Raw genomic sequence first — 26,905 nt, forward strand, 5'->3', positions numbered from 1 at the left:
GGCTAGCCGCGCTGGCTGGCCTCAATGCCTTTGGGGGTGCCCTTCAAGGAGCCGATATAGCGAACCATGATTTCAGCAAGCTTGGCCGAGATGAGCGCGATGATGGAAATCGCGACGAGATAGATCGCGATGTAGACCGGCTGCGGCAGATGGTCATTGCGCATCATGTGCCCGTAGATCTCGGTAAAGCCGCGATGGCACATGTAGATCGGGTAGGAGAGGTAGCCGAGAAAAATGCCGAGCCGCTGCAGCTTGGCCGGCAATTCGAGCATCGTGCCGGCAAGGACGATGAGCGGCGAGATCAGGATGCAGAAAACAAGCGCATATTTCAGCGAATAGGTGGGGAGAAACAGCAGGATTAAGATCGCCGCAATGGGCAATAGCGCCGCGTAGCTGCTCACCGTTCGGCCGAGTACGGTGGTGTTCCGAAGCCGATAGATGATCATTCCGAGCGTGAAGGAGAAGAAGACGCGGGCAAGGCCGCCGTCGACGGAGCGCCATTCCCAACCGAGATCGAGCGATTTATGAAAGAAGACCGAGCCGATCAGCATCGCCAGAGACGCGGCGGCGATGAGGATGAGGCTGCGCGTTTTCAGCCGGAACAGCACGAGCGCGAATACCAGATTGGCCAACAGTTCCCAAAACAGCGACCAGGCGGGGCCATTCAGCGGATAGAGCGCCCAAATGTCTCCCGCCGACCGGGTGAGAAAACTCGGTGAAGGCAACATGAAGGCGGTCGTGAGAATGCTTGCAGAGAGATCGGCGCGTCCGACGCCTACCGCCTGCCAATGCAGCAGCAATTGCACGAGACCGTAGACGCTGCCGATGAGGAAAAGCGGATAAAGGCGTGCATAGCGGGCCTTCATGAAGGCGAGCACCGTCATGCCACCCGCGAGCTTTTCGCCATAGGCTCTGGCGATGACGAAGCCGCTGAGCACGAAGAAGAAATCGACCGCGATATAGGCTGACGGCGCATAGGGTCGATCGAGGTGGTAGACGACAACGGCGAGGGCTGCCAGGCCGCGCATCGCATCCAGGGCGGCGTATCTATGTTTCGTTGCGTCAGCCGGCATTGATCGAAACCTCTTGGGGCGAAAGGATTGTGCCTGCGCTATCCGGTGGCGCGCGCGCCGAAGAACTCGTTTCTGAGATTGCGGTCGAGCGGGCGCACCCGCGAAAGGTTGCCCAGGAATTGGCGGGGACTTGTCAGCACCGAACGGTTCAGGAAATGCGTCCTGATGAGATTGGAGGACTTGCTGTGGGCGCCGGCATGGCCGACCCGATAGATCGCGCCGCGGAAGGGAAGTGATCCGAGCGGCGAGCCGGCCCCGGCAAGCAGCTTGCCGATGCGCACATGGCTGCCGAGCATGGTTTTGATGTAATCGACCTCGGCATCCTCGAAGGTCGCAGGCAGGCTATAGAGATCGGAGCGGATGATCAGCGACGTGCCGCAATAATTGGCGAAGTCGTTGTGATGCAAAAGCAGCCGGCCGCCTTCGTTCCAGAGATAGCCCCGATCGATCTTCCAGCCGTTGGCATCGCTATTTCTCGCGGCAAAATCGACGATATTGGCGCTGACGAAATCATCGTCGTCGACGATCATGAAGAAGCGTGTGTCGCGCGCCGACAACATGCCGCTCAGCACACGGCGGCCCTTATCGAGCCGGAAGGCGTCATAGACCTTTTCCCGGTCGGCACCATCGATGTCGTGGAGCTGGTTCGGCGGGAAGGTCACGCGCTCCGCTGTAAAATTCGGCGGCAGATCGGGCAGGTCGGCGCCTTCGTTTGCGACAACAACGCCGCGCCAGTTGCTGTTGGATTGCCCGGCGATCGATGCGATCGTTTGCGACAGCCGCCGTTTCAGCGAAGGCCAATCATTGGAATTGGCCTGATGGCGAACGGGAATGATGAACGTAACCAGTGTCATGAGGCACCTTTCCGACATTTGCTATTGCTATCGCGGGGATCGAAGGGACCCATTTTGGATGCCATGCTTCGATCCGATGGCCACGATGGCAGCTATTGTGCCCTTGCGCGGCGACCTTGCAGTGTCGTCCGCACGAGGAAGAGAACTCTTTCTCTGCATAGAAGAAGGATGAGGCCCGAATAGGTGAGGCCGCCGACCAGCACTTCGCAGATCAGGCGTGCCGCGAGGGGCCGGTCGTACAAGGCCGAAGAGGTTGCCAGGACCACGACAAGCATGCCGAGATAGGCGGCTATGGGCCGCAGGAACTGGCCGAAATATTCAGAAATGCTGAGGCCGATCAATCGCGAGACCATCCACAGCGTTACCGGCCACAGCATCAGCACCCCGATCATAAGCCCGAAGACGACGGTCGCCACACCATATTGGTGGAGAATGAAAACGGTGAGGATCGAGACGACGTTGCGCACCAGCTGATAGTAGAACCACCAGTCGGACCTGCCTTGGCTGGTGATCAGGGATGCCTGGATGATGCCGATACCGGCCATCAGGCCGATCACGCAGAAGAAGCGCACCGGCCAGATGGCCGCCGCCCAGTGCGGTCCGAAGATCAGCGGAATGGCGTCGTCGGCGACCGCTGCAAGCCCCATGAAGGCCGGGAACGACACCAGCGAGCAGCCGAAGGTTGCCATGAGAAAGGCTTCGCGCACTTTGTCCCGATCGTGCTGCAGCGAGGAAAGCAGCACGTGGCTGACCGAATTCAGCCCGCCCGCCACCACATTGTTGAGCATCTCATAGAGCCGCCGGGCGAAATTATAGATGCCGAGAGCGGCCGGGCTTACCAGCGTGCCGATGATCAGCTGATCGAGATTCATGGTCTGCAGGAAGCGGTTACCCGAGGCGAAGATGCCGTAATGCAGCAGCTCGCGCAGGCTCGAGAGCTTTACCCTGAAGCCCGGCAGCCACTTCGCGCCCCAGAAAGCCGCGATGCAGGCGGCGGCCGGCGCGGCGATCTGGGCGATTGCAAGCGCCCAGAGCCCGAAACCGGCGAAAATCAGCGAGAGGCAGATGACCGCCGAGACGAAGGTGGCAATCGCGGTGCGGGCTGCGGCAAGATGAAAGGACATCGTCCGGCCGATCAGGGCATTGGGGACGATGATCATCATGTCGAAGAAGATTTTCAGGCCGATAATCAGTAGCAGCTTGACGATATCGTCATGTCCGACCCAGTGCGCGAGGAAGGGCGAAAGCAGAAACAGCGCGGCATAGAGAATGGCCGCGGAGACAAAAGACAGCCAGAAGACCGTATCGAGATGGCTGCGCCGAATGGATTTCTGCTGAATCAGCGCTTCGCCGAAGGCCGTCGGCCCAAAGCCGGAAGCAAAACTGACGATGGCGAAGGCGAGCGCCACCAGACCGAAATCCTGGGGCAGAAGAAAACGGGACGTGACGACAAACACCAGACTGTTGAGCGCCGTCGGGATCAGCGTGTCCAGCGCCGACCAGAAGGCACCCCTCAATGCGGCCCGCGATCGGTTTTCGCTCAGATGTTCAAAGACGATTTCATCCGCTTCGGAAACCAGCAAACGCATACCTCGCCGTCCAGATCTTCATTGGCGCCGGAATTCCAGCGCCCGCCATTGTCGCGTCGCCATCATTCGATAGAGCAAGACCGCGTGTTGGATGCTTGATCTAGGCCAGCACCTCGATTTGTCTAGGGGCGGATTGTTGCATTGCAACATTGCGTTGCTGAAAGTGATCTCGTGATCAAGGCAAACGCGAATTCTGTCTGTTCAGGGCGGCGAAAAACGCTGCAGCTATTGCGCGGCTGAGCGGACCCTTGGCTCGTCCCACTCGATTTCGGGCGCTGAATCGGCCTCTTCCTGGGGCTCGATCATCTCGTAAAGATAGCCCTCCAGCATGTCGCAGGCACGCTCGCTGGCGCCGATCTTCGCTTCGGTTTCGCTGATGGCGGTGGCGATCGCCTTGATGCGCGCGCGCAGCATGTGGCCGACCACGTCCTTGCCGGGGCGCTTGCCCAATCGATCGAGGTGAAGACCGATGCGGTCGGAATGCCGCTCAAGCTCGCTCTTGCTGAAATTCGCCTTGCGAATTTCCTCGAGAAGGCTTGCCCGCATCTTGGCAACCGGATCGAAGGTTCCTGGTTCGCGCTCGTCGAGCACCATCTCGGTGATGAGTTTTTCAATCGCGACCAGCGCCTGCAGGTCGACTGCATCGGTCAATTCGACGTCATAGCCGGTATCGTCGAACACCTTGCGACGCACGGGATCGAGAAGCAGCTCGTAGGCCTTCTGCAATCGAGCGAAAGCTTCGGTATCGCCGCCGGAATCCGGATGGGCAGCCTTGGCGCGCTTGCGATAGGCCGCCTTGATCTGCTCTTCGTTGGCATCGCGCGCAACGCCGAGAATATCGTATGGATCAGTCACTCCAACTCCTGCCGCCGCTCACACTGCCGACGCGGTTTAAACTTGCCGCCAGCCTGTTTCAATCAGGCCCGGCGCTATTTGTACCATCACAAAGGCAGAGTTTGGACAAAAAGAGTCTTGTGTCAAAGTCGAAGCGATTCTCCCGTGGAAAAGCGCTGCCTCAGATCGTCCGATAGAAGAAGCATGGTCGCTTCAGCCGGACGATGGGCGCTTCGCTTGATTTGGGACAGATAGGGGAGCGGGGATGCCATGCCGATGGCCGTTTTGTCGGCGATCGCTGGTAATGCAAAACAATCGGCCCGCCTCCTTGCAGGAAGCGGGCCGATTGCAGAGGCGTTTCGGCTTTTTAGGCCGCCGAGAACGGTACGGCGACGAAGGTCTTGCTACCGTCGCGTTCGATCAGCAGCAGGACGGATTTGCGGCCATCCTTGCCGGCCTGGGCGACGGCCGTCTGAACGTCACGGGCATTGCGCACCGGCTGGTCGTTGACCGAGACGATGATGTCGCCGGTCTGGATGCCGGCAGCGGCAGCCGGCTTGTCTGGGTTGACGCTGGCAACCACGGCGCCCTCGACGCCATGCGGCAGGTTCAGCTGCTGACGGACATCGGGCGTGAGGTTGGCAAGACCGACACCGATGCTTGGCTGGTTGGACGGCTGGACCTTGCCGTCGCCATTGTCGTTGGCAGCCTGTTTGCTGTCGTCATTGCCGCCGATGGTGACATTGACGTCCATGCTCTTGCCATCGCGCCACAGCGTGACCGAGCGCTTGTCGCCGGGAGACAGATCGGCAACCAGCCGCGACAGGTCCTTCGGCGTCTTGACGGTCTCGTTGCCGACCGCGGTGACGATATCGCCGCTCTTGATGCCGGCGCGGGCAGCCGGCGTATCGCCATTGACGCTGGCAACGAGCGCACCTTCAGCCTGCGACAGGCCCATCGCGTTGGCGACGTCCGAAGTCACGGGCTGGATTGCGACACCGAGGTAGCCGTGATCGATGGAGCCGTTCTTCTCCAGCTTGGCGACGATCGACTTGGCCTCGTCGGAAGGAATGGCGAAGCCGACGCCGACGCTGCCGCCGTTTGGCGAGTAGATGGCGGTGTTGATACCGACGACATTGCCTTCACGGTCGACCAGCGGGCCGCCGGAATTGCCGTGGTTGATCGGGGCGTCGATCTGGATGAAGTCGTCATACGGGCCGCTGTGCAGGTCGCGGCCGCGGGCCGAGACGATACCGGCGGTAACGGTGGTACCGATGCCGAAGGGGTTGCCGATCGCCAGGATCTGGTCGCCGAGCTTCAGTCTGTCGGAATCGCCCCAGGCGATGGTTGAGAGCGGCTTCGGCGCGTTGATCTTCAGGACCGCAAGGTCAGACTTAGCATCTGCGCCCAGCAATTTGGCCGGCAGTTCGGTGCCGTCATCGAGCGTCACCTTGATGTCGATCGCGTTCTGAATGACGTGATTGTTGGTGACGATGATACCGTCAGGGCTGATGATGAAGCCGGAACCAAGCGCCATGGCGCGCTGGCTCTGCTGTTGACGCGGCATCTGCTTCGGGAACGGAATGCCCTGATTTTCGAAGAATTGCCGGAACTGCTCGTCCATCGGCGAATTGCTGCCGTCGGCGCTGGTGTCGGTCGCCTTCATGGTCGTGGTGACGGTGACGACGGCCGGTTTATCGGCATCGACGATCGGTGCGAAGGAGCCGCCGGGCGCGATGATGCCGGCCGGTTCGGCAGCAGAAGCTACGGACGCCGATGTGCTGAAAGCGAAGGGCAGCGCGCCTGCGCCGACGATAATGGCGGCGCCGACAATGGCTGCGGTACGATGTTTGCGGAGGAGAGATGGCATGACAGAAGTCCCTTACGAGATCGTTGACGTTGTGGCGCCCTGTCCATGTCCAGGACAGGTGTCGAATGGTCCGCGTCAATTGCTCCGGGAGGCTTTGAGCTTCGTCTTTACTGCTAGAGACGAAGTATAAAACTGAATTGGCGCTTGTTGGTAATATGATCCGCCAATCGAATTTTACAAATTAAATATCGATCATGTTTTTATTGCAAAATGTTAAGATATTACATGAATTTAATGTTGCTTGACCGGAATTTTTCCATATTTAAAGCTGCTGCGCCGGCCATCGCTTGAGCGCTTCGGTACCAAGCTCCGTCAAAGCGTAAATGCCCCGATCGACGCGCTCGAACCAGCCATAGACGTTATCCCTCAGAATTTGCGGCGCCTTTGGCGCCGACGCGCGCATATCTTTCGGCCGCTGGACGCCATTTTCGAGCGCGGCGGCGCAGACGAGGGCCTGCTGTCGATAGGCGGTCATGATCGGCTTGCGCGTGCTGCCGCCAAGAGCAGGGTCGCCTTTTCTCCGGCGATGTTCTTCAACAAGGCGTGATCTGCGTCGTGGATTCTTGCGAGGCATCGGCGAGACGGGGCTGACGGCGATATCGACGACATCACTGTCCGATACCGTCAGCATGCCGAAGCCAAGCCTTCGGCAAAGGTCGCGGAAGCGCCGGTCTCCTTCGCGGCCCTTGCCCTTTGCCGAGACGCGGGCGGCAATCCACACTTCGTCGCTGGCCGCGGCACGATCCACCGCCTGCAGGATCAGCTCGAGATTGAAGCTCATCTTCAGCTCGCAGATGACGACGACGGGAGGCTCGCCATCGGTCAGGCCGACAAGATCGCAGCCGCCGATCTCGCCTTTCACCGCATAGCCGGCGGCTTCGAGAAATGACTTGATCGGGAGATAGAGCGCCGTTTCCAAATCCGCCTCCGGGCTTTGCACATCCGGATGAGATTAACCGATTCGGTTAACCAGAAGGTCGATAGGGGCGGGAAGGGGGTTCTTACGGCGCAGCCGAATATCGCGGGATGAAAGAAGGGGCCGATAACACGGCCCCTCTTGTCGTTCGCTCAGGCTTTGAAGTCCAGTTTGACCTCGCAGGCGCCGATCGAGGCCGGCAACAACGGTTTGCGGATGCGCTGGCCGAATTGCCGCTTGAAGCCGAAGACATTGCCGACCAGGCTCCTGGTGTAGAGGCCGGGACCGCTCGAATAGATGCGCCAGCCGCCGTCCACGGCGATATCGCCCGCCTTGACGCGCGCCCAGTCCGACGACGCATGGTAACGGTCGTCGAAGGCCGCATCGCTGCTGCTGAAATAGGTGTTGCGCTGGCGGAGCGATGCATGCTCCACCCGGCCGCTGACGGCGATCGGGTTGGCGAGCGCCAGGGCTTGCCACACGGCCTCCGCATCGTCGTCGAGGGCGAGGGCCTCGCAATAGCGAAGATGCGCATGCACATACATGAGCCCGATCTCGCGGCCGAAGAAGGACGAGGATTCGGCGCGGCGGAAGAGCTTTTCCGGACCGCCGGAATAGGTGGCCGGCTTTTCCATCAAACGCACGCCATCCGGGAACAGCAGGTTATCGCGGATGAGCTTCATATGCGCGTGGCGCTGATCTGGCGTGAACAGGCCACCGATCATCGGCTGGGTCATCGCTATCAGTGAATAATGCAGGCCGGTGCGCGTATCCTCAGGATGCAGCAGCAATTCGACGCCGTCATGGCTCGGATCGAAGACGCCGTAGCCGGCAACGACGCCGTCCCGCATCAGCAGCCGGTTGAAATCGGCACGCATGGCGACGGCCGTCGCCTGAAGCGATTGTGCTTCCTCATTGCGGCTGGCAAGCGTCAGGATGCCGGCGTAGCGCACCAGCTGCTCGTAAAGCAGCGAGACTGTCCAGCTGCTGACCATCCAGTCGCGCAAATGCGGATCGGCCGGCTGCAGGCTGTCGTTCCAGTCGCCTTCGCCATAGCGGATCAGGCTCGTGCCCGGCACGAAGCGGCTGCGGACCGTGTCCAGCAGCTTTTCGATGTGATCGGAGATCGTCGCACGTTCCGAGGTCAGCTGCATGGTGTCGTCGGCACGCCATGGGACCGTCTTGGCGAGGAAGGTGATGTCGCCAGTCGCCTCGATATAATCGCAGAGCGCCTTCAGCGGCCAGACGACGATATCGCCATGCGCTTCGCCGGCGCGGATATTGGCGTAGGGCTCCAGCATGAACCATTGCGGCCAGTCGCCGCGATCGCGATACTGTTCGGAAAAGAGCGTGGAGAGAATCTGCCGGACTTCCTCGTCATGCTCGTAGGCCAGCAGGAATTCGATCGGCCCCTGGCAGACGTCACGCGTGCCCCAGGCCGCACCCGTATATTGCTCCAGCCCATGCGGCACGCTCAAATGCACGATGGCATCATGCGCGATCCAGGGCAGCATGATCGCTTGTGCCATCACATCGCGGCCGTTGCCTTCGATGCGCGCGCCTCGGGTCACATGGCTCCAGAAGCGTTGCGCCGGCGCCAGCATCTCGTCGCTTTCGACGCCGGCGCTGTAGCGCGCGGCAAGCGCTTCTGCGGCCTCGGGATCGGTCATCGACCCCGCAACGGCAAAGCGCAGCGCCTGGGTCGGATGCGATTTCAGGGCGATGAACGGGCCGTTGCGTGCGGCGCCGTCGCGATAGAGCAGCTCGTCGCCGCCGATCGCCTCGAACGCATCGGGCGTCGAGGTGACGAGATGGTAACCGGCCTTCGGGTAGCGATCCCAAAGCCAGGACGGCTGCGGCCGGAAGGAAATGCGCTTGGCCGCCGTATCGACCGCGATATTCGCCACGGCCTCATAGTCGCGTTCGCCGAGCACGATATGGCCGAACACCAGGAAGCGGCAGGCCTCGCCTTCCACCGAAACGCTCCATTGCATGGCCGGGTCATTGCCCGAAGCGATTGCCGACACGGTGATGGTGCGGCCGGAAAGCCGGTAGATCCAGCTGGTATCGCTGAGCCCCATCTCGAACGCCGCGGGCACGCCAAGCAGCCGCCAGCCGTCGCCAAGGTCGACGAGGATGCGCAGGCCGCTCGATCGCGTCAGGTTGTACGGGTCGCGCGAGACGGAGAACAGCTTGTGGAAGGAGGTGTTGCCGATGGTCAGCTGCGCGGCGAAGATGCCCTGCATCCAGCAGGTGGCGGCGAGCGTATGGTCATCAAGCAGCATGTTCTGCCCGCTGCGGACGATGGCGCCGTGACGGCGAGCGACCAGCCGCTCCTTTTCGCGGAGCACAATGTGCCTGTTATGCGGCCCATCCGGCGCGAAGAAGGAGAGCAGCTTTCCATCCGCATGTTCTTCCAGAACGCGCTTGGGATAGAGCGCCTCGATATCAACTTGATCCAGCTCTTCGCTCTCGGCAAGAGGGGCGTCCTGCACGAGACTGTGCGCCGGCTGCGCCGCCGCTATCGTGTCTACGACGAGCTCACCCTGAAGCTTCGGCAAGCCGTCGAGGTGGGCAAGATCGGCGTCGCTGGAAGCGGCCGGGTGATCGGCGATGAATAGGCCGAAAAAGGTCGTCGTGGCTGTTGCACCTGGTGCAAGCGAAAGCGGCTTTGACTGGATCGCCGGGCAGGCGACCTCATGCTGGCGGCGCACGCTCGGCAGGCTGGTGCCGAAGTCCGGCACCATGACGCCGTCGTTACCCTTGGAGGGCACGAGGAGCTGGATGGCGTCGGTTGCGTAAGCCGCAGCACCCTCGAGGCAGCCTTGTGCGAGCCACGGATTTCGTCCGCCCCCCTGCTTGAGGTTCTGCCGGTTCATGACGACAGGGCCGAAGGCGGCATGGCTGGCGATATGGTGGTCGATATATTGCGAGGCATAGGCTTCGCTGTTCATCAGGAAACCACGATCGCCGAGGCCGACATCCTGAAGAAGGACGAGATCGGCCGAAATCGTAGCGCTCGTGGTGTTCTGCAGCGACACCTGCCAGAACCATGCGGTCTGGCTCGGGTGCAGACTCAGGCTGACCGTATGTCTGACGCCGGCCGTCTCTCCGCTCCAGGAAAAGCCGCTTTTGCCGTGGCCGAACTGCACCGCAGCCTTCGGTCCGACGATTTCAGCCGTTTCAGGCCCGGCGCCGCCGACACGCAGATAGAGCCGGCCGATGCCGCCATAGACAGGCGAGCCGAGCACCTGATTGATCATGACGCCGCCCTGCTGGTCGGCGAAATCGATTGAGAACAGCGTGCCGTTCGGCAAGGCCGAAGCCGAAAGGCCGGCAGCGTTGCCGAGCGTGATAAGACCGAGTTCTTCGCGACGGGGCGTTTGAAAGCTGCGATTGGAGTCCGAGGACATAAGCGTGGTCTCGCTGTTTCATGGATCGGATAGGCTGCACTAGATCACAAGGCGATGCCCGATCATAGGAGGCATTTTCCTGTTCGCGCGTGCGATCATTGGTGACGACTTGCGGACATATCCGGCGCAATGCGCCGGATATTTGGGTCGAATCGATCCCTGTTTCAGTGATGCGGGGGCTCGGCGACCTGATTGGCCGTGCGGAGGACGATCGACAGGTCGGCATCGTCGAAAGCCTCCCTGGAGATGCCTTTCACCTTGAACCTCCTGCTGTCACCGGGCGCGAGATTGACCAGCATGTCGTCGACTTCGGCATTCGGGCTGATTCGGTCGACGAACAGGCAGACGTCGCGCAGGAACGACTGCGCGGTGATCGTCACAGTGATCCCGTCCGTCGTCTGCGTGCTCTCGATGTCGAAGCGGGGCTTCGGATACTGCAGCTTCATATCCTTCTCGAAGAACCACCAGGCTTCGGCATCGCCAAGGCGGGCGCGGAGGAATTCCCGACGCGGATCGCCCGGGGTCGCAACCTCGGCCGGGATTTCGATATCGGTATTTCCGAAGCGATCGCACAGGATGCGCCAGACATGGTGGCGGGCAAGCAGCGTGCCGTTGAAATCGAAGCGTTCGACCGTGAAGGGCACGCGCCAGAACAGGGTTGCGTCATTGACGGCAACCGCAGCCAGGCCATCGCCGCGCGGCTGGATGGTGAGGAGATGCGAAGCGTAGCTATGCTTCAAGGCGTACCAGAGCGGCTTCTTCCTGCCTGCGCCATCGATGGCGGCCCAGGAGGTTACAGGCCAGCAATCGTTGAGCTGCCAGACGATGGTGCCCATGCAGGTCGGCCGGTGCGAGCGCATGTGATCGATGCCGTAGCTGATCGCACGCGCCTGGTTGAGCTGCGTGACGAAGAGCCAGTCGTCAAAATTTTGCGGCGGCGGAAACCAGCCTTCCAGCCCCATCAGCAGCTTGTCGTTGCCGCCGGTTGCCTTCTGATGATGCAGGACTGCAGGAGAGGCCGGCGCGCGGTCTTTCTCGCGCACCGATTGGGCAAGGGTTGCGAAGGTCGGCGGCGCCTGCCAGCCGAATTCCGAGCAGAAGCGCGGGATATAGTTGCGGTAGGTCTCATACCCCACCTCGTTCCAGACATCCCAGATATGCCTGCAGCCGTGTTCGTCGGCGTTCGGCGCGATCTCCATCGAGCCGGAATAGGGGCTGCCTGGCCAATAGGGGCGGGTTGGGTCGATCTCGGCCACCAGCTTCGGCAGGAGATCGAGATAGTAGCCGGCGCCCCACGGTCGGTTGCCGAGGACGTCCTGCCAGCCCCAGTCGAAATAACCCCAGATATTCTCGTTGTTGCCGTTCCATATCACCAGCGAGGCGTAGGGCATGAGCCTTGCGATCGCCTCGCGCGCTTCAGCCTCGATCTCGCTGTAAACCGGTTCTTCTTCGGGATAGGTGGCGCAGGCAAACAGAAAATCCTGCCAGACCATGATGCCGGCGGCATCGCATTCTTCGTAGAATGTATCGGTCTCATAGATGCCGCCACCCCAGACGCGCAGCATGTTCATGTTGGCATCGCGGGCCTGGGCGATCCGCTCGCGATAGCGCTCGCGGGTTACGCGCGGCAGGAAGCAATCGTCGGGAATCCAGTTGGCGCCGCGGGCAAAGACCGGCACATCATTGACGACGAGCGTGAAGGCGGAGCCGATCTCATCCGGTGTCGTATCCAGCCGCACGGATCGGAAGCCGACGCGCCGCTTCCAGCCCTCGAGCGCCGTGCCGTCCGAGCCGAGCAGCTGCAGGTCGAGATCGTAGAGCGGCTGGCCCCCCATGCCGTGCGGCCACCAGACCTGGGGATTGTCGATGCGGCATTCGATCAGCGCATGGGTCTCCCCTTGCGCGACGCGGACTTCCGCGCGCTTGCCGCCGATGGACAAAACCAGTGCCACGCTGTCCGTGCCCTTTTCCGCCCATTCGATCTCGACATGCAGGCGCGCTACGCCCTGGCTGCCCTGCAGGGTGATTTCCGGGCGGATGCCGCCAAGGCGCGCCTTCGACCAGCTCTCAATGACGATCGGCTTCCAGATGCCCGAGGTGACGACGGTCGGACCCCAGTCCCAGCCGAAATTGCAGGCCATCTTGCGGATGAGATTGCTCGGGCCGGGATAATTCTGGGGGATATCGGCGGCGCTGCCGAGCTGCTTGCGCACATCCTCGCCATGCTCATAGGCCGATTGGAAATCGACGATCAACTCGTTGCGGCCGTTCTTCAGGTGGTCGCCGATATCGAAACGATAGCCGCGATGCATGTTGCGGGTTTCGCCAAGCAGAGTGCCGTTCAGCTCCAGGCGCGCGGCGGTATCGAGGCCGAGGCAGGCAAGGTCGATGCGCTCGGCGTCCTCGCCGTCCCAGTCGAAGGCCAGCCGATAGCGCCAGGCGGCGCGGCCGATCCAATCCTGCGAGATCTCGTTGACGTCGAGATAGGGATCGGTGATCAGCTGTGCGGCCATCAGGTCGAGATGGATGTTGCCTGGCACGGCGGCAGGGATCGAATTGGGCAGGGCCGGTGCGCTGGAGGGTGCGCGAAGGCGCGAGATGGTCCAGCCGGTGTCGAGCGTCTGTCTTTTCATGTCATGTGTCCGTTATGAAATGGATGTCTCAAACAGCCTTTGGCGCGATGAACTGCAGGCCCGCCTGCAGGTGGCGGTTCATGTGATAGGCGTAGGCGATTCGACCGCGTTGTTCCAACGACTTGATGATCTCTCGATGTTCATTATAGGCCCGTCGATGATCTCCCAACGGCACTCGCCGGTCTCCACGGGCCGCTGCAACAATGGCCGCAAAATGCCATGGGCTTGTGACAGGTTTGATGGTCGGCAAAGTCATCCGAGACCGTCAACGGGCTTGAAGATAAGTGTTCTGCAGTGCCGAGAGGCAGGTGACTATATATCCAAAGTGCCATCGGCCGAGAATTCGAAATCGCCAGCACCGGTAAACAGAAAGTCCTTCGTCAATCGAGTATTGGTGAAATTGCAATTTTCGAACCGCACCCGGATCGCAACTGCTTCCGAAAGGTCGACATCGATAAAGCGGCAGGACGTGAAGATCGTTCCGGACAGATCCACCCTGAAGAGCCGCATCGCCTGCATCGCGCAGGCCTCGAATTCGCACTGAAGTATTTCGGCCTTCGAGATCGATACCGACTCGAATGTGCAGCTCTCGATCTTGTTGCCGATCCAGGTGCAGCCGTTCAATGATTCCATTGCGGAAAAGCGAGCGTTCCGTAGCACCGACAAGGCAATGGTGACTGCGTTCAGGTCAATTCCATGCCAGACAATGTCCGAGAGATCGGCGTCGCTGAGGTCGATGCCGTTTTCCCGTGCCTGAGCCAGAAGGTTTGCTTCAAGATCCTTTTGGGAGATTTTCCTCATTCTCGGCGGAAAATGCCTTTGCTACCCCGATTTGGCAAGTGGTTGCATATTTGATGAGCTTTTTGCTTAAAGTTTAAGCTGGTCTAGCATTTTGATTTTATTTAACTTTTTCAGTTATAAATCGCCACTTCGCAGATCTTCAAACTCGAATTGGCAAGGTCGAGCCGCCCATGAATTCCGTTTGGTCCGATGCCCCGAACGATGATTTTCGGTCGCTTTTCAAGACGCATCCCTCGCCGATGTGGGTCTATGATCCCGAGACGCTGAAATTCCTGATCGTCAACGATGCCGCCCGCGACCTCTATGGTTACAGCCACGCCGCCTTCGCTGATATGACCGTGCTCGATATCCGGCCACAGGAGGAGCGCGAACGCATGCTTGATGCGGTGCATCACCGCACCGACATGGAGACGGCGCAACGCTGGACGCATCTGAAGGCGGATGGCGAGACAGTCGAGGTCCTGACCTATGGGCGGGAGATCCGCTTCGATGGCAAGGCGGCAATCCTGGCGATCGTGCAGGATCGTACCGAGGTCAATGCGGCGCAACGACAGGTCGACGCGACCCAATCGCTGCTCGACAGCATCGTCGACAACCTCCCCGTTGGCGTCTTCGTCAAGGACATGGAGCGGGATGGCCGCTATATCCTGTTCAACGAGGCGTGCGGCGGCATCGTCGGACAGCCGGCGCGGGACGTGATCGGCAAGTCGGACAAGGCCATATTTTCCGACGAGCAGACGGCGATTTTCCGGGAGCAGGACAAGCTTGCCTTCGAGACCGAAGCCACTGTCTACTTCGAGGAAACCATTCATATGGTGGATGGAGCCACGCGCATCCTGAAGACGGCGAAGCGGGCGCTCCCCGCGCCGACCGGGCAGGCGCTGCGCTATGTTCTCGGCATTTCCCAGGATGTGACCGAGGAGCGCAGCGTCGAGGCGAGGCTCGCGCATCTCGCCATGCACGATTCCCTGACCAGCCTTCCGAACCGGGCTTTCTTTTCCGAGAGCATCGTGCGTCAGGTCGCCGCCGCGACGCCGGAAAAGCCGATCGCGCTGCTCTACATCGATGTCGATCACTTCAAGCATATCAATGACAGCAAGGGCCACGCCGCAGGCGACATGCTTTTGCGCCAGGTTGCCGAGCGCCTGCAGCGGCTTGCCGAGAAGAGCGATCTGGTCGCGCGCCTGGGTGGCGACGAGTTCGCGCTGGTTCTGAGGATGACGGATGCCGGTCGAGCCCAGCGTTTCGCCGATCTCTTGTTGCAGTCGCTTTCGGTGCCGTTCGATCTCGATGGCGTCCGGGAGCATGTGACCTGCAGCATCGGCATTGCGATCGCGCCCGAACACGGGACTGACGCCGATGTCCTCATGCGGGATGCTGATCTCGCGCTTTATGCGGCCAAGAGCAGCGGACGGTCGACCTATCGTTTCTATCAGACGGAGATGCGGCTCGAGGCGGAACGGCGCCACCAACTGACGCTGGAACTTCGAGAGGCCTTGCAGAACAATGAGTTCGAACTCCACTATCAGCCGATCATCCGGCTGGACAAGGACGCTCTGTCGGGCTTCGAAGCGCTGATCCGCTGGCGCCATCCGAAGCGTGGGCTCATTGCGCCGGCTGAATTCATCCCCGTCGCCGAGGAGACCGGGATGATCGTGCCGATCGGCGACTGGGTGCTGCGGGAGGCTTGTCGGACTGCCATGGAATGGCCCGAGAACCTGAAGGTGGCCATCAACCTGTCGGTCTATCAGTTCCGCCATCCGAGCCTGCTCGCCACCGTCGTCTCGGCGCTGGACAAGACCGGTCTTTGCCCCGGGCGCCTGGAGATCGAGGTTACCGAGTCCATCCTGCTCTCCGAGGTCGAGCAAAGCTTGTCGCTGTTGCGCGCTTTGAAGGAACTTGGCATCCGCATTGCCATCGATGATTTTGGTACCGGCTATTCGTCGCTCAGCTATCTGCGCTCCTTTTCCTTCGACAAGATCAAGCTCGACCGCAGCTTCGTTGCAGGCATGGACTCCGATCCGGGCAATCTGGCGATTGTACGGGCCGTGGTCGGCATAGCTTCCGGCTTCAACGCCGTGACATTGGCCGAAGGCATCGAGACCGAGGCGCAGCTGGCAAAATTGCGGGCTGAAGGCTATCACGAGGTGCAGGGCTTTCTGCTCGGGCGTCCCATGCCGCGCGCGGATGCTCTGGCACGAATTCTCAGCGAAACCCCTCCGAATCGGGCTTTGCGCATCCGCGAGCCGGTGCACGGATGAACGTGAAACGACCGACATAGGCGGCAGAAAAAATTATCGGGAAAATCGACTCCCGTTGTCGGAACGCGCTATCAATCAGCGTCCTTGGGTCAGCCCCCGACAAGGGCGTGACACTTAGAACCGTTCCCAAGGAGACGAATATGACGGATACAGCAGATCAGACCCAATCCCAGCAGCCTCGCGTGCCGGTGCGCGGCGGCGTAGTGGCCTATCTTACGGTCGATGGCGCTGTGAAGGCGGCCGAATTCTACAAGCGCGCTTTCGGCGCCGAGCAGGTCTTCATGTATCCGGTCGACGAAAAGGGCCGGACCATGCACATCCACCTCTATATCAATGGCAGCTCGGTGATGCTCGGCGACGCCTTTCCGGAATACGGCCATGCGCTGGAAAAGCCGCAGTCGTTCACGATGCAGCTCGTCGTCGATGATCTCGACGCATGGTGGAAGCGCGCCGTCGATGCCGGAGCCGAAGTCGTGGTCGAGCCGCAGGTGATGTTCTGGGGTGATCGCTGGGGCCAGCTGCGCGATCCCTTCGGCGTGGCCTGGGCCATGAACGCACCCGTAGAGGCCTAGTAGAACCACGCCCTCGGTGCGCGCAGCGCCGAGGGCTCTTTTCCATTGCTGCGCGGCGGCTATTCGGCAAGCAGGGTTCGCGTTAGCGGATGTCCGATGTCCATAAGCCCGTCGAGAACTGTATAGTGATGCTTGTCCGGTTCGACCACGGCCCCGGTTGCAGCGCCCAAACCGATCCAGATATTGGCGAGCAGTGCATTCTGACGGATAAATTCCGCCCGCTCGGCGCCGCCGACCCAGCAGGTGAGACGGATGCTGTCGACCGGTGAGAGAAGTGCCGGGCTTTCGGCTCTCGCCTCGGCAGCATCGATGCGAAGCTCCTTGTTCATCTTGCGCCGCATGATCGGGCGAAGATCGTGAAGGCCGGAAATGGCGAGCACATGGCGGATGCGCTTGAGGACTGCCCCGTCAAGCGGCGACGTGGTCGTCATCATGCGCGCGACGAGCTGGCCGCCGGCCGAGTGCCCCGTCAGAATGATGGGTCCGTCGATCTTCTCAGCCGCTGCCGTGATCGCCGCCGCAATCTCTTTGCCGATCCCGCCGATGCGATTGTCCGGGCAGAGCGTGTAGGATGGGATTGCGACCGCATATCCGGCGGCAATTGAGCCGCCGGCAAGGTGAGACCAGTAGCTTTTGTCAAGCTGCAGCCAGTAGCCGCCATGGACGAAAACCACCAATCCCTTCGGCTGGCCTTCAGGCAAAAAGAGATCGAAGCGATTGCGCTTCGCCGGGCCATAGACGAGATCAAGCTCTGCGCGTCCTGCCGCCGTCAGCTTGTCGCGGAAGGACTTGGCCGGTTCGACCCAGGCCGCCGGCCATTGATCGCCATCGACGATATAGGCGCCGTTGGTGTAGGCGCTGTCCCAATCGGTGACCTTGAAATAGCTCATCTTCGGCTCCTTCTTTCCGGCGGGTGACGCATGAGCGTCAGGTCACGGCTGCTCGCACGGCGAAACGTGCGTCCTTCCATGATCCGCTGCTCAGGATCTCTTCCAGCACCGAGGCAGCCAGCCACACGTCGCGATAGCCGACATAGAGCGGCGTGAAGCCAAAACGCAGCGTCGAGGGCGCGCGGAAATCGCCGATGACGCCACGCTCGATCAGCGCCTGCATGACCTCGTAGGCATTGCTATGGATGAAGGACACCTGGCTGCCGCGCTTCTCGCTGCTGCGCGTCGTCTCGAGCTCGACACCATACTGACCGCATTTCGCTTCGACCAGCCGGATGAAGAGATCGGTGAGGGCTACGCTCTTCCGGCGCAGGGCGTGCATGTCCACTTCGTCCCAGATGGCGAGTGCGCCTCTCAGTGCCCGCAAGGACAAAATCGGCTGCGTGCCGCAGAGAAAACGCTTGATGTCGACATCGCCGTCGAAGCTCCGTTCGAAGGCAAAGGGCCGAGCATGGCTCCACCAGCCGCTGAGCGGCTGGACGATCGATGCGTGATGCCGCCGTGCCGCGTAGATGAAGGCCGGTGCGCCCGGTCCGCCATTCAGATATTTGTAGGTGCAGCCGACGGCAAAATCGGCACCTGCGCCATCGAGATCTACAGGCAGAGCGCCGGCGCTGTGGCAGAGATCCCAGATGACGAGTGCGCCCGCCGCCTGGATGCGCTTCGTCAGCGCCGCCATGTCACGCAATTCGCCGCTCTTGTAGTTGACGTGGTTGACGAGCACGACAGCGACGCTCTCATCGATCAGCTCCTCAATGCTGTCGGCATCGCGGCCTTCGAGGCGAAGCGTCAGGCCGGGCCGCGTCGAAACGACACCTTCGGCCATGTAGAGATCGGTCGGGAAGCTGTCACCCTCGGCAACGATGACATTGCGGCCGGGCCGCATTGCGAGCGCTGCATGCAGGGTCTTGTAGATGTTGATCGAGGTGGAGTCGGTGACCACGGTCTGGCCTTCGGCGGCACCGATCAGTCGGCCTATGCTGTCGCCGAGCTCGAGCGGCAGATGGAACCATCCGGCCGTGTTCCAGCTGCGGATCAGGCCGTTGCCCCATTCCTCCATGGCGGCCTGGCGCACCTCGGCAAAGACCTCGTGCGAGGCCGCGCCGAGCGAATTACCGTCGAGATAGATGACACCGGCGGGCAGGGCGAAGCGGCTGCGGAAGCCGCGCAGCGGGTCGGCCTCGTCCATGGCCTCGACGGCGGCGAGATCGGGAAGGCTATCCATAATGTCGTTGCCTCGTAAACTTATTCGCGAATGGTTTCTCGGGTCGCTGCTCCGCCACGGCTACGGCGGATGCTCGGCAGCGCCAGCATGATGAGCACGAAAAGGCCGGTGGCGAGTTTCAGGTTCGGTGGCGGCATGCCGGCGGCAAGGCAGAGCGAGACGAGCTGGTAGTAGATGATCGAGCCGACGAAGGGTGCGAGCAGCTGTCTGAGCACCGTCTGCTTGCCGGTGAAGGCTTCGCCGATCATGAGAGCCGCGAGGCCATTGATCAGGATGCCGATGCCCATGTTGACGTCGGCAAAGCCCTGCGACTGGACCATCAAGGCACCGCCGGCGGCGGAAAATGCGCTGGCGATACCGACGCCGCCGATGGTTGCCGCCCAGACATTGATCCCCTGCGCCTCTGCCATGTCGGGATTGGAGCCGACGGCGCGCATGGCCGTGCCCTTTTCCGTCTTGAAATAGAGATTGAGCGCGATCAAAACGATGACAGCAAGCAGGCCGGCAATGACGATCTTGCTGGCAGGAAAGCCGGGCGTGGTGAACGGCACCCAGTCGAACACCGTCGGCGAACCAAAGACGGAAAGGTTCGACTTGCCCATGATGCCGAGATTGACGCTGTAGAGCATGGTCGACATCAGAATGCCGGCAAGCAGCGTATGGATGCGGAAGCGCAGATGAATGAAGGCTGTGCAGCAGCCGGCGGCAAGGCCGATGACGAATGCCGCCGCGATCCCGAATGGCGGCGCGACACCTGCGGCAAGCAGGATGCCGCAGACGCAGCCGCCGAGCGGAAACGCGCCTTCGCTGGTCAAATCCGGAAAGCTCAGCATCCGGAAGGGGATCATGATGCCGAGCACGACGAAGCTCAGAATGAAGCTTTGCGCAAGCGTGACCGGGATGAGCGAGACGAAGCTCGAAACGGTTGTCTGAATGAAGTCCATCATGATCTCAGCTCACCAGCAGCATTCGGTCGGTCTTGACGGCGAAGTGGCCGATCAGTTCGGGCACGGTGATGCGTCGCTTGCCTTCCCCGGTAATTTCGAGATGGACGCGGCCGGCATCGAGCATGACGATGCTGTCGCCGAAATCGACGGCATGCTGCATGTTGTGCGTGACCATCAAGGTCGTCAGCTTCAGCGCCTCGACGGTGCGCACCGTTGCCTGCATGACGATATCGGCCGTGCGGGGGTCGAGCGCCGCGGTATGTTCATCGAGCAGCAGCACATCGGGCGAGCCGCCGACCGCCATGATGAGGGACAGCGATTGGCGCTGGCCGCCGGAAAGCAGCTCGACCTTGGTATCCAGCCGGTTTTCCAGGCCGAGGCCGAGGACGGCGAGGCGTTCCTTATAGGCAGCGAGGCGGGCGGCGTTCAGGCCGGGACGAAATCCCCGGCTCTTGCCGCGCAGTTCCGCCAGAAGCATGTTTTCGCCGACCGTCATACTGGCGGCGGTTCCCTTCATCGGGTCCTGGAATACGCGGGCGAGCCGCGCTGCGCGCTTGTGGACCGGCATGCTCGTGACGTCATTGCCATTGATGAGAATCTGACCGGAATCGAGACTGAGAGCGCCAGAAATCGCATTCAGCATGCTGCTCTTGCCGGCGCCGTTGGAGCCGATGACGACGCCGAATTCGCCTGGTTTGAGGGAGAGCGTCAGGCCGTTGAGCGCGACCTTCTCGTCGGGTTGGCCTTTGTAGAAAACCTTGCGCGCGGATTTGATATCGAGCATCCGTGCCTCCCCTGCAGTGTAGGGTTATAAAATGGCGGCGTCCCGGACGCCGCCATGGATCGGATTGATCCCTAGAAAATGCCGCCGATTACTTCGTGAAGCAATTGCAATCGGCAAGCGAAGCCGGCACGTCGGCGCCAAATGCCTTCAGTACGGCCTTGTTGATCAGCGGCGCATGGTCGGCATAGGCCGGGAGCGAAGGCTTGATCGTCTTCGGATCGGCACCCTTGAGGATCTGCGCAGCGATTTTGCCGGCATTTTCGCCAACCTGTATGTAGTTGACGGCGAAGCTCGCCGGCACGACGCCATTGCGGACGGCGGCGTCATCGGAGTTGACGATCGGGATCTGCGCCTGGCGGGCGGCGGCCGCAACGGCTGGGATTGCCGGCTGCAGCAGGTTGGAAGCGGGCGTGTAGATCACGTCAGCCTTGCCGGCGAGGGATGCGATACGCTGCTGGATGTCGTTGACGTTGTCGACGCCGACGGGCACGACCTCAAAACCGGCGGCCGGAGCGGCTGCCTTGACCTTGTCGATCAGAGCGACGTCATTGGCCTCGCCCGGATTGTAGGGCACGCCGATGCGCTTGGCGTTCGGAAAAAGCTTCCGGGTGAAGGTCAGGATAGCGGAGATGTCCTGCAGGTCGCTCGAACCAGTAATGCCGTCGCCACCCGCGTCCCACGAAGGAACGAGCTTGGCGGCAACCGGATCGGTCACGGCGGTGAAGACGATCGGAATGCCGGAGCCGGCGAGCGCCTTCTTGGCGATCTGCGACACCGGCGTCGTGACCGTGTACATCAGCTTCGGATGTTCGGACTGCAGCTTGGCGATCATCTGCGGAACGAGCGAGGCGTCGAAGCTGGTGTTGCTCTCGGAATAGACAACATCCTTGCCTTCGACAAAGCCATTCTCGGCGAGCGCCTTCTTGAAGCCGGCGATCGAAGCGTTGAGCTGCGGATGCTCGCCGAAATTGGCGATGGCGATCTTGATGGGCTCGGCGGATGCTGTGGCAATGCTTGCCACGAAGGCGCCAGCAACGGCGAGGCCGGACAGCCATTTGGATGTAGATCTCAGCATATTTTCCTCCCGGATGTGACAAGGAGCCGTGTTCCTTCGGCTCTCTTGGGGAGGGATCATAGCGACTGCTGCAAGCCTGTCAATTTGTGATATATGATATTCACGATGGCTATCTTTGATATATAATATCTGTCTGTGACGATTTTATATATAATCTGAGCCCCGAGGAGGATTGGGACGAGGACGATGCAGGACAGGGATGCCCTAAGCAAGACGGAGGCAGCCTATTGGCTGTTACGACGAGACATCCTGAATACCAGGCTGAGGCCGGGCGCATCCTTGCGGCTAAGCACTCTCCGGGACACCTATGGCCTCGGCTGGACACCGCTGCGCGAGGCGTTGTCACGGCTGGAGGCCGAGAAGCTTGTGACCGCGATCAGCAATCGCGGCTTTGCGGTGGCTCCCGTATCGCGCGCCGAACTGGAGGACCTGACGCGGGCACGCATGGTCGTGGAACTGCCGCTTCTTATGGAATCGATCGAGAAGGGCGGTCCGGATTGGGAATCGGCTGTTGTGACGGCGCATTACCGGCTGTCGCGCTGCAAGATCGTGCCCGATTCCGCTTCCGAGGACATGGCGGACGAATGGGACGAGAAGCACAGCGCCTTTCACGCAGCGCTCGTCAGCGCGGCGACATCGAACTGGCTCCAGCGTTTCCAGTCCACCATTTCGGATCAGCTTCGCCGCCACCATCGTTTTCTCGGCCTGGCGCCGACGCAACGCGCGGCAGCCGGCCTCTCGATGGGCTATGAAAAAGCCGTCGCCGCCCTGCAGGACGCCATGGCGATCGAGCATCACACGGCGCTCATGGAAGCGGCGCTGGATCGCGATCTGGAGCGCGCCAAGGCGCTGATGACCGAGCATATCGGCTACACACTGCAGGTCTATATCCGTTCCGAGGATGAAGTCGGGTAACAATCGATAGATCAATGAGCTATGCCCGGCGATGCAACATGTTTGACGCTGCCGCCGTCTCTCTGGGTTACGTCGAGGCGACATCCCGCTCATGCGCGGTCCGCATCGTCGATAGCGGCGTGTGCCGGTTTTCGTGCCCTATTTCTCTCATCCGCTTGGCTTCAAGCTTCGGCAAATCGCACGGAAATAAACCCGTTAGGGATCATCCAGTTGCCGTTGGCAATCTTCCCGGCACCCGGCAAAGGCCGGTTAAAATGCTATTCCGACATCCATGATGTGCGGCTCTACGATCGTTGCGTGATTGATCTCATCATGTTGCCTGCTGCCTGAAGCGTCCAGGTGGCTGGCCCTTGGTGACCTTGAATGCCTTTCCGAAAGCTGCTTCCGATCGATAGCCGACTTCGATTGCGACATCCGCCGTGCTGCGCTGGCTATGCAGCAGGAGATTGCTGGCGAGGCTCATGCGAAGTTCCGTCAGGAACGCCCCCGGCGTCATGCCGGCTGCTTCCCTGAACCGGCGGGCGTAAGTCGCGCGGGACATGGCTGACAATTCGGATAGTTCTTCGAGGGTCCACGGGCGCGCGGGCGTGCGCACCATCGCCGTGACTGATCGGGCAAGGCGGTGGTCAGCCAGCAGCGACACGAGACCAGGGGAGTTCGCAAGAGCTACGCTTCCGTAGGAGCGCAATGCCATGGTGAAGAGGGCGAGGCACAATGCGGTCATGATCGTGAGGCAGCCTTGGCGTTCGCTGCTGGTTTCCTGCGAGAGAAGGCCCATCAGCACTCTCAACGCATCTTCGGATTGCGACTGGATGAGCGAGACATGGAAGACATCGGGCAATCCATCGAGAAGCAGTGTCGATGAACTCGCTGCGTAAGCGAAATGACCGCATAGCAAGTCGACGTCCGGTTTGCCCTCGCCATTGACGCGAAGCGGTAAAACACGGCTTTCCGTCAGCAACTTTGGGGCGCCGCCTGTACCGCCGCGCGAGCCGATGATCGTGTGGCCGCTGCCACGGGGAAACAGCAGAAAGTCGCCCGACCGCATGCGGATATCGGCACCTTCAGGCGTCCGCACAAGGCAATCTCCCCCAAGGATCAGATGGAAAGGGATCGCGCCTCTTTCGAGGGGCTCATGCTCGATGGCAAACTCGCCCGTCAGCTGGCAGCGAAGATCGAGCGACGGGCGCAGGCGGGACAGGTCGACAAGATGGCTGAGGATATCCATGAGACGATTGCGCTATAATTCAAGACTTCAGAGCATTCAAAGTATCGTCGTTCAGGAGCATCTTTCTGTCAACAGCCGAGGCAACAACGCCAGGGCCAACGCGCGAAGGAGAATATGATGTTGAATTGGAAGGAATATCGCAGCCAGCTTTTCGGCCGTATCGGTGAGATCGCCAAGGTCGCCCCCGACACGGTGAAGGGCTATCAGGCGCTGTCGACAGCTGGCCAGAAGACCAATCACCTCGATGCCAAGCAGCGCGAACTGATCGCCCTCGCCGTTGCGGTGTCGCTGCGTTGCGATGGCTGTATCGTCGTTCACACGACGGAAGCGATGAAGCATGGCGCCACGAAGGAAGAGATTGCCGAGGCGTTCGGCGTTGCCATCTCCGTGAATGCAGGGGCTGCACTTGTCTATTCGGCCCGCGTCTTTGACGCCGCCGATGCCATTGCGAACTGATCTGATCGCCTGACCTCTTCGTCACCGTCTTCTGCAAGCACGCAAAGATGGTGACGAACATGCATTTGCTTCATCGAAGGGATGACAAAGCCGCGTGCTCTCCTATTCTCATGGGACAGATCACGTCTTGAATATCGGCGCCCGCCGATCCGATCTCGATCCTTGGGAGGACAGTATGACACGCACGGTGGTTATCGGTGCGACGGGGCATGTCGGCACCTATCTGGTGCCTCGACTGGTGGAGGCAGGGCATCAGGTCGTGGCGATCAGCCGTGGCCAGGCCAGGCCCTATTCGCCAAACAAGGCCTGGAATGAGGCGGAGATGCTGGTGATGGACCGCGCCGCTATGGAGACGGATGGCAGTTTCGGGCCGGCCATCCGTGCATTGAAGCCGGATATCGTCGTCGACATGATCTGCTTTACGCTCGATAGCGCAAGGCAGTTGACCGAGGCCCTCACCGACCATGTCGGACATTTCCTGCATACGGGCACGATCTGGACGCATGGCTTTTCCACCGTCGTTCCGACCCCGGAGGAGGCGCCGAAGCAGCCGTTCGGCGACTATGGCATCCAGAAAGCAGCGATTGAGGCGCATCTGCTGGAGGAGGCGCGCCGCAGAGGATTTCCCGCAACCCTGATCCACCCCGGCCATATTGTCGGCCCGGGTTGGGCGCCGCTTAATCCAGCCGGGCATTTCAATCTGTCTGCCTTTTCGACTTTGGCGCGCGGCGAAACCCTTGCCCTGCCGAATTTTGGCCTGGAAACCGTTCACCACGTCCATGCCGATGACGTCGCGCAAATCTTCATGGGCGCGATCGCCAATTGGCGGGCTTCGACGGGAGAGGCTTTCCATGCGGTTTCGTCCGGCGCACTGACGCTGAGGGGCTATGCCGAAGCGATGTCCCGCTGGTTCGGGCATGAGCCGAAGCTGGAATTCCTGCCCTATGAGAGATGGGCCGAAAACCAGTCTACGGAAGACGCGCAGGCGACCTGGGAACACATCGTCAGAAGCCCGAATTGCTCGATCGCCAAGGCCGAGCGGCTGCTTGGCTACCGACCGCGCTATACGTCGCTGCAGGCCGTTCAGGAATCGGTCGCCTGGTTGATGGAGAAGGGCCGGATCGGCTGAAAGATCAGGCGTTCAGGCGCGGATCAACGATCCCTAAGCCAGGCATCCATGCCCTTTGCAGCCGCGCGCCCGGTCGCAAGGCAGGCCGTCAGAAGATAGCCGCCGGTCGGCGCTTCCCAATCGATCATCTCGCCGGCGGTGAACATGCCGGGGAGCTTCTTCAGCATATATCCCTCGTCGAGCTCATCCCAACGAATGCCGCCGGCAGACGAGATGGCCTCGGCAATGGGCCTCGGTCTCAGCAACGGAATCGGCAGGGCCTTGGTCAAGCGCGCAAGGTGCTCCGGATGCGAGAGAACGACGGGGTCTGCAAGCTCGCGCAAAAGTCCCGCCTTGACGCCCTCGATGCCGGCGCCTTTGCGCAGGCGGTTGGAGAAGCTGGCTTTGGGGTCTTGTCGCGCCAAGTCGTGCGCCAGGCGTTCCTCGCTGCGACCGGGCGCCAGATCGACGATGAGCGAAGCCTCGCCCCTTTTGGTCAATCGGTCGCGCAGCGAAGCCGCGTGCGCATAGACGAGGCTACCCTCGATCCCCGTTTTCGAAATGACGAATTCGCCCGGGAACGTTCCTGCTGCTGAGGTCGCCGTCACCGCCTTGAGGGGCTCGCCGGCAAAGCGTTCGCTGAACGGGGCACTCCAGGTGACATCAAAGCCGCAATTGGCCGGCTGGAACGCGGCTATGTCGATCCCCTGATCGCGAAGCCAGTCTACCCATGTTGCGTCCGAGCCCAGCCGGGCATAGCTCGCACCGCCAAGCGCAAGCAGAACGACATCGTGACGGATGATCTGGCGCCCCTTTGGCGTTTCGAATGCCAGGCCGCCGTCGTCGAAACCGCACCAGCGATGCCGCGTCATCATGCTGACGCCCAGCGCCTCCAGCCGCGCCAGCCAGGCGCGCAGCAGCGGCGATGCCTTCATGACCTTCGGGAAGACGCGGCCGGAAGAGCCGACGAAGGTTTCCGTCCCCAGGCCCTCTGCCCAGGCTCTGACGTCATCGGGCCGGAAGTCGTCAAGCGCTGCGTGCAATCGGGCAGAAGCTGTGCCGAAGCGGTCGGCAAAGAGACTGTAATCTTCCGAATGCGTGATATTGAGGCCGGATTTGCCGGCGAGCAGAAACTTGCGCGCAACCGTCGGCATGCTGTCATAGACGATGACGCGATGGCCGAGCGCGGATAGCGTCTCCGCCGCCATCAACCCGGCAGGGCCGCCGCCTATGATTGCGATTTGCTTTTCGGTCATGCTCACCCGTTGCCGCTTGCCTATTGCTGTCTAGGACCGGATCGGGTCCGAACGCAAGCTCGTTACCGTCTTCCGGCTCAATCGGTGCCCCTACTCAGATGGCGAAATGGTAGCGGCAATCCCACGTTTCCGGTCAGCATCTGCC

General features: G+C 61.1%; 22 protein-coding genes. 5 read left to right on the top strand and 17 right to left on the bottom strand.

The window, feature by feature from the left end; translation table 11 throughout:
• Positions 1 to 2 precede the first annotated feature (2 nt).
• The 10 genes from ACIQWP_RS02985 to ACIQWP_RS03030 all read right to left on the bottom strand — a co-directional run bounded on the left by ACIQWP_RS02985 (position 3) and on the right by ACIQWP_RS03030 (position 13,983).
• Complete coding sequence (locus ACIQWP_RS02985) at positions 3 to 1,073, bottom strand: acyltransferase family protein (protein WP_402782097.1); 1,071 nt, start codon at positions 1,071 to 1,073, stop codon at positions 3 to 5.
• 38 nt (positions 1,074 to 1,111) lie between these two features.
• Positions 1,112 to 1,927: a galactosyl transferase gene (locus ACIQWP_RS02990; protein ID WP_402782100.1), complete on the bottom strand. Its 816-nt coding sequence runs from the start codon at positions 1,925 to 1,927 to the stop codon at positions 1,112 to 1,114.
• 92 nt (positions 1,928 to 2,019) lie between these two features.
• Positions 2,020 to 3,510 carry a lipopolysaccharide biosynthesis protein gene (locus tag ACIQWP_RS02995; RefSeq protein WP_402782728.1) on the bottom strand — a complete coding sequence of 497 codons (1,491 nt, stop codon included), beginning with the start codon at positions 3,508 to 3,510 and terminating at the stop codon, positions 2,020 to 2,022.
• Between the two features lie 231 nt (positions 3,511 to 3,741).
• Entirely contained in the window at positions 3,742 to 4,371 is a 630-nt protein-coding gene (locus ACIQWP_RS03000; protein WP_402782103.1) for a J domain-containing protein, read from the bottom strand.
• Between the two features lie 346 nt (positions 4,372 to 4,717).
• Positions 4,718 to 6,220 carry a DegQ family serine endoprotease gene (locus tag ACIQWP_RS03005; protein ID WP_402782106.1) on the bottom strand — a complete coding sequence of 501 codons (1,503 nt, stop codon included), beginning with the start codon at positions 6,218 to 6,220 and terminating at the stop codon, positions 4,718 to 4,720.
• 262 nt (positions 6,221 to 6,482) lie between these two features.
• A complete protein-coding gene (locus ACIQWP_RS03010; protein ID WP_402782109.1) occupies positions 6,483 to 7,139 on the bottom strand; it encodes a DUF2161 domain-containing phosphodiesterase in 657 nt (218 codons plus the stop codon).
• A gap of 149 nt (positions 7,140 to 7,288) precedes the next feature.
• A complete protein-coding gene (locus ACIQWP_RS03015; protein WP_402782112.1) occupies positions 7,289 to 10,549 on the bottom strand; it encodes a GH36-type glycosyl hydrolase domain-containing protein in 3,261 nt (1,086 codons plus the stop codon).
• Positions 10,550 to 10,713: 164 nt separating this feature from the next.
• Positions 10,714 to 13,182: a glycoside hydrolase family 2 protein gene (locus ACIQWP_RS03020; protein WP_402782115.1), complete on the bottom strand. Its 2,469-nt coding sequence runs from the start codon at positions 13,180 to 13,182 to the stop codon at positions 10,714 to 10,716.
• Positions 13,183 to 13,210: 28 nt separating this feature from the next.
• A complete protein-coding gene (locus ACIQWP_RS03025; RefSeq protein WP_402782118.1) occupies positions 13,211 to 13,438 on the bottom strand; it encodes a hypothetical protein in 228 nt (75 codons plus the stop codon).
• Between the two features lie 56 nt (positions 13,439 to 13,494).
• The gene (locus ACIQWP_RS03030) at positions 13,495 to 13,983 is read right to left on the bottom strand and encodes a pentapeptide repeat-containing protein (protein WP_402782121.1); all 489 of its coding nucleotides are present in this window, start codon (positions 13,981 to 13,983) and stop codon (positions 13,495 to 13,497) included.
• A 170-nt stretch (positions 13,984 to 14,153) separates the two neighbouring features.
• On the opposite strand from ACIQWP_RS03030, the gene ACIQWP_RS03035 reads away from it, so the two are divergent.
• Both ACIQWP_RS03035 and ACIQWP_RS03040 read left to right on the top strand, forming a co-directional pair.
• The gene (locus ACIQWP_RS03035; protein ID WP_402782124.1) at positions 14,154 to 16,244 is read left to right on the top strand and encodes a putative bifunctional diguanylate cyclase/phosphodiesterase; all 2,091 of its coding nucleotides are present in this window, start codon (positions 14,154 to 14,156) and stop codon (positions 16,242 to 16,244) included.
• A gap of 140 nt (positions 16,245 to 16,384) precedes the next feature.
• Positions 16,385 to 16,816, top strand: coding sequence for a VOC family protein (locus tag ACIQWP_RS03040; RefSeq protein ID WP_402782127.1), 432 nt, complete (start codon positions 16,385 to 16,387; stop codon positions 16,814 to 16,816).
• Between the two features lie 59 nt (positions 16,817 to 16,875).
• Here ACIQWP_RS03040 and ACIQWP_RS03045 read toward each other — a convergent pair whose 3' ends face one another.
• From ACIQWP_RS03045 to ACIQWP_RS03065, 5 genes are all read right to left on the bottom strand, one after another.
• Positions 16,876 to 17,706 carry an alpha/beta hydrolase gene (locus ACIQWP_RS03045; protein WP_402782130.1) on the bottom strand — a complete coding sequence of 277 codons (831 nt, stop codon included), beginning with the start codon at positions 17,704 to 17,706 and terminating at the stop codon, positions 16,876 to 16,878.
• Between the two features lie 37 nt (positions 17,707 to 17,743).
• Positions 17,744 to 18,991 (bottom strand): kynureninase, encoded by a 1,248-nt coding sequence (kynU, locus tag ACIQWP_RS03050; RefSeq protein WP_402782133.1) that lies wholly within the window; start codon positions 18,989 to 18,991, stop codon positions 17,744 to 17,746.
• Positions 18,992 to 19,011: 20 nt separating this feature from the next.
• Positions 19,012 to 19,935 carry an ABC transporter permease gene (locus tag ACIQWP_RS03055; RefSeq protein ID WP_402782730.1) on the bottom strand — a complete coding sequence of 308 codons (924 nt, stop codon included), beginning with the start codon at positions 19,933 to 19,935 and terminating at the stop codon, positions 19,012 to 19,014.
• Between the two features lie 7 nt (positions 19,936 to 19,942).
• Positions 19,943 to 20,722, bottom strand: coding sequence for an ABC transporter ATP-binding protein (locus tag ACIQWP_RS03060; protein ID WP_402782136.1), 780 nt, complete (start codon positions 20,720 to 20,722; stop codon positions 19,943 to 19,945).
• An 88-nt stretch (positions 20,723 to 20,810) separates the two neighbouring features.
• Complete coding sequence (locus ACIQWP_RS03065) at positions 20,811 to 21,797, bottom strand: ABC transporter substrate-binding protein (protein WP_402782139.1); 987 nt, start codon at positions 21,795 to 21,797, stop codon at positions 20,811 to 20,813.
• Between the two features lie 186 nt (positions 21,798 to 21,983).
• On the opposite strand from ACIQWP_RS03065, the gene ACIQWP_RS03070 reads away from it, so the two are divergent.
• On the top strand, positions 21,984 to 22,712 hold the full coding sequence (locus ACIQWP_RS03070; protein WP_402782142.1) for a GntR family transcriptional regulator: 729 nt from the start codon (positions 21,984 to 21,986) through the stop codon (positions 22,710 to 22,712).
• A gap of 310 nt (positions 22,713 to 23,022) precedes the next feature.
• Here the strand turns inward: ACIQWP_RS03070 and ACIQWP_RS03075 are convergent, their stop codons facing one another.
• Positions 23,023 to 23,940, bottom strand: coding sequence for a cupin domain-containing protein (locus ACIQWP_RS03075; protein WP_402782145.1), 918 nt, complete (start codon positions 23,938 to 23,940; stop codon positions 23,023 to 23,025).
• A gap of 117 nt (positions 23,941 to 24,057) precedes the next feature.
• Here ACIQWP_RS03075 and ACIQWP_RS03080 point away from each other — a divergent pair, with 117 nt between their 5' ends.
• Both ACIQWP_RS03080 and ACIQWP_RS03085 read left to right on the top strand, forming a co-directional pair.
• On the top strand, positions 24,058 to 24,396 hold the full coding sequence (locus ACIQWP_RS03080; RefSeq protein WP_402782148.1) for a carboxymuconolactone decarboxylase family protein: 339 nt from the start codon (positions 24,058 to 24,060) through the stop codon (positions 24,394 to 24,396).
• A 175-nt stretch (positions 24,397 to 24,571) separates the two neighbouring features.
• Entirely contained in the window at positions 24,572 to 25,525 is a 954-nt protein-coding gene (locus tag ACIQWP_RS03085; protein WP_402782151.1) for an NAD-dependent epimerase/dehydratase family protein, read from the top strand.
• Between the two features lie 23 nt (positions 25,526 to 25,548).
• Here the strand turns inward: ACIQWP_RS03085 and ACIQWP_RS03090 are convergent, their stop codons facing one another.
• Positions 25,549 to 26,760 carry a TIGR03862 family flavoprotein gene (locus ACIQWP_RS03090; RefSeq protein ID WP_402782154.1) on the bottom strand — a complete coding sequence of 404 codons (1,212 nt, stop codon included), beginning with the start codon at positions 26,758 to 26,760 and terminating at the stop codon, positions 25,549 to 25,551.
• Positions 26,761 to 26,905 lie beyond the last annotated feature (145 nt).

Source organism: Rhizobium sp. NPDC090279, from assembly GCF_044769665.1.
Taxonomy (GTDB): Bacteria; Pseudomonadota; Alphaproteobacteria; order Rhizobiales; family Rhizobiaceae; genus Rhizobium.